General features: G+C 65.5%; 3 protein-coding genes and 1 pseudogene. All 4 read right to left on the bottom strand.

Translation table 11 applies throughout. From position 1 onward, the window contains the following. On the bottom strand, positions 1 to 1584 hold a 1584-nt coding region (locus BKN37_RS05830), incomplete at its 3' end, for a PEP-utilizing enzyme (protein WP_083341596.1). A gap of 344 nt (positions 1585 to 1928) precedes the next feature. Further along, complete coding sequence (locus BKN37_RS05825) at positions 1929 to 3053, bottom strand: phosphotransferase family protein (protein ID WP_071023080.1); 1125 nt, start codon at positions 3051 to 3053, stop codon at positions 1929 to 1931. 268 nt (positions 3054 to 3321) lie between these two features. Further along, entirely contained in the window at positions 3322 to 5718 is a 2397-nt protein-coding gene (locus tag BKN37_RS05820) for a LuxR C-terminal-related transcriptional regulator (RefSeq protein ID WP_158260394.1), read from the bottom strand. A gap of 107 nt (positions 5719 to 5825) precedes the next feature. Continuing rightward, positions 5826 to 6729, bottom strand: a pseudogene (locus tag BKN37_RS27590) (IS1634 family transposase); the annotation flags it as partial. Positions 6730 to 6777 lie beyond the last annotated feature (48 nt).

The raw sequence follows: 6777 nt of genomic DNA, 5'->3' as shown, positions 1-6777 counted from the left end.
ACACCCCCCCCCCCCCCCACCCCCCCCCCACACACACGCCGCCGACAGCGACAGTGGTATAAAAAGACCGGAGCGAGGGGCCCCCCCCCCCCGGGTCCCCCCCCCCCCCCCCTCGGCGCGTTCGACGATCTCGACTATTCCCGCCGCTCCGTCCACTCGGACAACGTCGCCCGTGGCCAGCACTTGGGTACCGTTAGCCACATTCATCACGCACGGAATTCCCAGTTCCCTCGCCACGACCGCGGCATGGCTCATCATGCCCCCGATGTCAACGACCAGCGCCTGGGAGAGAAACATCAAAGAAACCCAGCTGGGATCGGTCGTGTGCGCCACCAGGATTTCGCCGTCCTGCACGTCCACGTCGCTGGGATCGAACACGACGCGGGCCTTGCCGACGACAACGCCGGGCGAGGCACCGACACCGGAGAGCGTTGACGCGTCGGCCGCGGAGACCTCCTTGCGCCTGGTCGCGATTGGTTGCCCAGTCCATGATGAGGGGACATCGAGGGACTGGTAACGCGCACGTAAACTACGCCGCTCGGCGACCCGCGCCCGCAGGTCGTCGTGAAGGTCGCCGGTTATTTCCTCACGGGTGAGGTAGAACGTGTCGTCCGCCTCGTCGAGACGACCTTGCGCCACCAATTCCGCACCGATATGACGGGCGGCGGCGCGGACGACATCGACACCCTGCAGGTAAGCGACCTTGCCAACACCGCGCAACGGTACGAAACGGCGGGCGAGCCGCAGTATCAGGCGTGCCTTGACCCGTCCGATCGCTCCCACCGAACCGAGCAGGCACGCCTCTGCTTCCTCGCGGGCCGCCGCATCCGCGGCGTGGCCCATGCCCGGCGCCCGGTCGTCACCCATCGCCCGGTACTGCTCGATCAGCCGGACCACGGGGGTGGGGTCCTCACGCCAGGATCTCGCCGACAGCTCGCCCTCGCCGGGGCCGTGATAGCCGTGGCGCGCCAAGAATTCTTCCAGCGACAGCCGGTTTCGAGAGACGTCCCACAGATCCTGTAGGACCACGCTCTCCTCATGTTCGCGATGGCCGCGCAGCAACACCGAGGCGTCGACTCCGGCTGCCGACGCCAGCGCGGTCAACTGCTCGAAAACCGGTTGGATGACGCCAGCGGCCATCAGGGATTGCTGCGCGAGCGCTTCGGCGAACCGTTCCACCCCCGCGTTGATCCGATCCTGCGCCTCGGCCACCGACACTGCGGGGGTGGTCGCGATCGCGGAGGTCCACCAGACATCGGTTTCGGCGCGCAGTCGCTCCATGTTCTTCGCTGCCCGAGCCAGCATGCGCGGATACCGCAGCACAATGAACGGGAGCCGCCGCATCGACGGTCGGCTGACAAACGTCGGCGGGACAAAGCCGAAGAAGTCGCGGGAGAGCGCTTCACCTGACTGGCCGGGAATAAGGTCGCCGATATCGCACAGGAAGTCCACCCGCACGGCCATCCGCCCATAGAAGACGTTCGTGATTCGCTCAGCCGGGTCCGCCGGGATATGCCGACGGCGCCTCGCGAGCACACCCATCGCATAAAAAGGCATACGCAGGCCGATCTCGCTCGCCGGAATCCAGGCGCTGGCGCACAGCGGGGTCATGACCCCCGGGACCGCCTCGGCGAGGTTGATGGAACTCCACGACGCCTCGTTCGGTGACACCGAGTGCAGGGCGTTGGGCGGCTCTCCAACGACAGTCTGCGCTGACACGTCGGTCTCGGAGAGTGGCATCCGGTTCTCCTGGGTCATGATCGGTTTAGTCGCCAGCAACCGTTTCGGGGCAGGTATCGCCTGCACAACAGGCCGTGCGATGGCGCCTGTCCGGCACCGCTTGCATGCGGTCAGTATGCGTCCTGCACCACAGCCACGGATCGGGTCGGATACGCAGACCGCTACGTAGATACGGAGCGCCGGGTTGGCTAGCGGTCGCGGTTGCCGGTGATCCATCCCGCTTCGCCGCTGGGCTGCGGGAGATCCAACAGCTGCGCGAGGACCTGGGCCGCCGGGTTGTTCCAGGGCATCGCGTGGCCTTCGGGCAGGAACCCGTGGCTGATCATGAGGTTCCCGACCCGCACGATCAGGCAGGCGCCGCGCAGTGCGGCCCAGGCCTCGAACCATTCCAGGTCGCGGACGGTATGACCGGTGAGCTCCTCGAATCGCGCGACCGTTGCATCGCGCCCCGGGAACCCGGTCAGCCTCGGGATACCCAACCCCGATGAGTAGACCTCGTCGAAAAACAGCCAATAACCCAGGTCGACCTCGCGCCGACCGAGCGTTGCCATCTCCCAGTCGAAGACGCCGGTGACCTCCTGATCCGGGCCGAACATCAGGTTCCCGAAGCGGCCGTCACCCCACGACACCACGAGCGGACCGTCATCGGTGGGCTTCGTCGCCTCCAGCTTTTCAAACGCCGCATCGATCGTCGGGCTCCGCTGGTCACCGGCCGCCCACTGGTAGAAGCGACGCCAGTACGCGAGTTCCTCGTCGAGGACTGTATCGCCGCCGAGGTCGGTGTGGCGCAAGAACCCCAGCCCGTGATCGAGCGGGTCGATGGACTGGATACCGGCGATCGCGCGCAGTCCGGCGTCCCACATCGTCGCGCGCTGCTGGTCGGACAGCTCGACCACGAACCCGGCGGTGGTGAACGGCGGATCGTCGGCCGGTACCTCACCGTGTACCCGATCCACCAGCAGGAACTCCGTACCCAGCACGTCACCCGTTGTCTCATGTGCGACGACGTTCGGGACAGGAACGTCGGTTGCAGTGGCGAGAACCGACATGACCCGAGCTTCGCGGGCCATGTCGTAGTCCGGAAAGACTCCCTCCCCCTCCGGCGGAACCCGAACAACGAACCCGCGCTTCGCGCGCGCGTCGCCATCATCGACGACAGCCTCGAACAGCACCGTCTGACTCGACATCCCGCTCGCTTCGGGGATGACCAGGTCGGTGACGTCGACGGGACCGTCAACGCTGAGGACGCCCGGCAGCCAGTCCGAGAGTCGCCGCCGGGCCTCTGCCAGGTCGAAGGTGTTCTTCAGGGCCATGCGTTGCTCCTCGGGCTGTTTCGCCGCGCTCGCGTCGCGGCATCGGGTCAGGCTCGGAACCGGGTGCGGTCGACCGTCCCTCGACGGGTCGGCCGATGGAGCCGAGTTGCCAACCATCGGCTAGACAATTTTAATCATATTTCAATTTTTACGTCTACCGGACCACCCATGGCTCGATCACAGCAGCTACCGCGCAAGCTCGGCATCGCGTGGGTATCCGGCGCGACCGCCGGCAGCCACCGCGTCGCCGGCCTCAACTCCGGCGCCCTCACGGTGTTCGACGGACCCTCGCGGTAGTGGAGCCGACCTGGTCGGCCATCCACACCATGATCTGGCTACGTGAGGTGAAGCCCAGCTTCGTCAGAATGTTCTCGACATGCGTCTCAGCGGTACGTTTGGATATCACCAGGGTGTCTGCGATGTCCTTGTTGCTCATACTCTGCGCCACGAGTGCGGCGACCTGCTTCTCGCGTGTGGTCAAGATATCCTGCGGGTCACCGCCACGGGCGCGCCCGACCGCGGCCAAGTCCTCCCGTACAGGCTTCTCATTGCTGGAGTATTGAATCGCATCATGCAGGCTACGTGACCGTCCGCGCGCCCACGCATCGTCGCGCGCTGCTTCACCGAGAGACTCGGAGATGGCGGCAACCGCATCCTCATGGTGGACGAACAATCCGCGCAGCGCCGAAGTAGATGTCTGGATGCGGGCCCACACACCATCGGCCGCGCCCAACAGTTCAGCGGCACGCTCGGGCTCCGAGGCGGCAGCGATCCACGCGAGTCCCTCAAAACACAGGCCGATGCCCACCGGATCGTCGATACGATGGCTGATGCCGAGGGCACGCTGATACAGCGTCATTGCCGTAGGGACGTCGCCGCGGCACCAGTGGGTGAAGCCGGCAATCCAGGTCGAGTATCCCCGCGCCCAACTCTCGCCGACGGGTTCGGTGATTTGCAAACACTGTTCGTGGCACGTGAGCGCACGGCCGAAGTCACCGACGAAGCCGTGGGCGAGCTGCAGCAGGTAGAGCGTTTGCACCACTTCGAGGGTGTTCTCCTCGTTGCGGAACCCGTCAAGCGCCTCGTCGAACAGCTCGATGGCGCGCACGAAGTCACCGGAGAAGAGCGCTACAAAGCCCGCGGTCTGGGTGAACAGACTCTCAACTGCACCTCCGACCTCGTCGGCGACCCGCTGCCCCTCAACCAGCAAGCGTAGTGAGCCGGCCAGGTCACCGCTGGCGGCTGACCACCAACCAGCGGTGCGCAGCGCGAGCGCACGCAGTGGTGTCGACTCCGGCACCAACGGCAGTAACCGGTGGAACCACATCAAACCCGGGTAGAACAGACCCTCGGCAAGGCCGAACTCGTGCAGGTCGACGCCCATCCGCAGGCCGGTCTCGGCTTCGCCGGGCTCATCGAAGCAATAGCCCAGAGCCGTCTGCAAATTGCTGGTCTCTCTCCGCAGCTTGTGGATCCAGTCGACCTGACGCGGGCTGATCCAGTCCTCACGCGCCAAGTGCGCCAAGCGCGCATACCAATCCCGGTGGCGGCGGCGGAACTTGCCCAGCTGGCCGGTTTCCTCGAGTCGGCGCAACCCGCGATAGCGGATCGGCGGCAGCAGCCGGAACCTGGTGTACATGTCGTACCTCTGCGCGACCAGAACCGATTTATCAACCAACGCGGCGAAAACGTCGGCGAGCGGCTCATCCAGACTCACACCGGCGCACACCCAATCGGCAGCGTCGAAGTCGAACCCACCGGAAAACGCGGAGACCGCGGCCCAGACATCACGCTCCGCCTCGGAACACAGCTCGTAGCTCCACTCGATGCACGCTGCCATGGTGCGCTGCCGATCGGGTGCGGTTCGGCTTCCCCGGGTCAAGATGGCCCAACGGCCAGTGAGGTTGTCGGCCAACTCTGCCGGCGACATGGTACGTAGGCGCACCGCGGCCAGCTCGATCGCTAGCGGGATACCCTCAAGCTTCGAGCAAATTTTTGCCACCGCCGCACTGTTGACGTCGGACAGCTCGAAGTCGGGGTGAACGGCCCTGGCTCGATCGATGAACAGCCCAACCGCCTCAAACGCGTGTAGTCCCGATGGTGGCCCACTGGCCTCTCGCGGCGGGACGCTCAGGGGCAAGACGGCATAAATAGTCTCGCCGGTGATGCGCAGCGGCTCACGACTGGTAGCCAGGATGCGCAGCCGCGCACATCGAGACAGCAATATGTCGGCGAGTCGCGCTACGGCGTCGACAACGTTCTCACAGTTGTCGAGGACCAGCAGCACCTCCCGCTCGCGAAGGTAGTCGGCGAGTGAGTCGACAGCAGCGCGCTGCGTACGGCCCTGCAGACCGAGAACGGTCACAACGGTCTGCGCCGTCAGCGCAGGGTCACCCACAGCAGCTAAGGAAACGACGTGGACACCGTCGGCGAACACACGGCGTAAGCCGGACGCGACACGCAATGCCAGACGGGTTTTACCGACCCCGCCGAAGCCGGTGAGCGTCACCAGTCGAGCATCACCGAGGAGTTGCCGGATCTTGCCCCGGTCGCGTCGCCGGCCAACAAAACTGGTCGTCTCTAGCGGGAGTCCGGCGGAGGCGTCGGCGCCGACTCCAAGTGTGACCCTGCCCATGGCACCCTCCATCATGGCGTAGATTCGCATGAGCGATCCACCAGCCCCTGCCATCGCCGCATAGCTGCGTTCATCAGACCACTGACTCGACCACCCCGCCCGGCAGCCGATTTCCGGCGAGGTCGGCGGGGATGGTGGTCGGCGGCGGCCAGTGTTGGGTCGCCGACGGCGATGGTGACGGTGCGGTAGCGGCGTGTAGTGCGCATGAATTTCTTGATGCTCCACCCGGTGTGGGTCTCGATGTAGTGGCTGATGGCCATCGCAGCGAACACGATCGTCAGGTGCGCGTCGATGGATTCGCGGGTTCGGTGGTAGATCGGTCGGGCGGCTAGGTTGTGCTTGGACATCCGAAACGCCTTCTCGATGCGCCACAGCCGGTGGTAGGCCTCGATGATGAAGGTGGCGGGCTTGCTGGTCACGTTGGTGGTGGTATAGCCCTTCCAGCCGGCCAGCGGGGGTCTTGGCCTCCAGCGTGCGGTTCATCGATTTCGGCGTCAGTCTCGAAGAACAGGGTCGAGACGTCGGACAACACGAGGCTGGTGGGGCCGAGTTGCGCGTGGGCGGCGCACGCGCTCGAAATACCCTGCCGGAAACTGGGTTTGGCGAACATCGGAAGCCGGCGATTCAACGTCGGGTAGGTCACCGGGGTGATTCCGGCTTCCTCGATCGCCCGCAGCGAGTCGACTTTGCTGGTCGGTTCGATGATCCGGGCTGCCACCAACTGGCGGAACACCTCATCGCCGCCGGTGGCCTGGTCGAAACCGAGCGCGTCATAGACATCTGAGAGGGCTTCCCACGGGTGGGGCGCGGGAGGAGGTGATCGGCAACGGCTCAGCATCGACCGGGGTGTCCCGGTCCGAGATCACGCTGGTCTTGGCCTGTGGCGATCTTCTGCGCCCGGCCGCCTTCAGCGCCGCGACACCGACCTCATCATGGGCCGATCCCAGGTGTTCGATCTTGCAGGCACCACGCCGCGACGACCACACGATCTGCACCGCCGTGGCCCCCGAAGGCGGTCTTCACGGTGCGAACATAGGCCATCCTGGCCGCCTACGGGCCAAAATTATTGCGCAAATTCCGCTTCACCGC

It is taken from the genome of Mycobacterium talmoniae, from assembly GCF_001854525.1.
GTDB lineage: Bacteria > Actinomycetota > Actinomycetes > Mycobacteriales > Mycobacteriaceae > Mycobacterium > Mycobacterium talmoniae.
The sequence above is the reverse complement of the archived record's forward strand: the minus strand, read 5'-3'. Positions and strand labels throughout refer to the sequence as shown.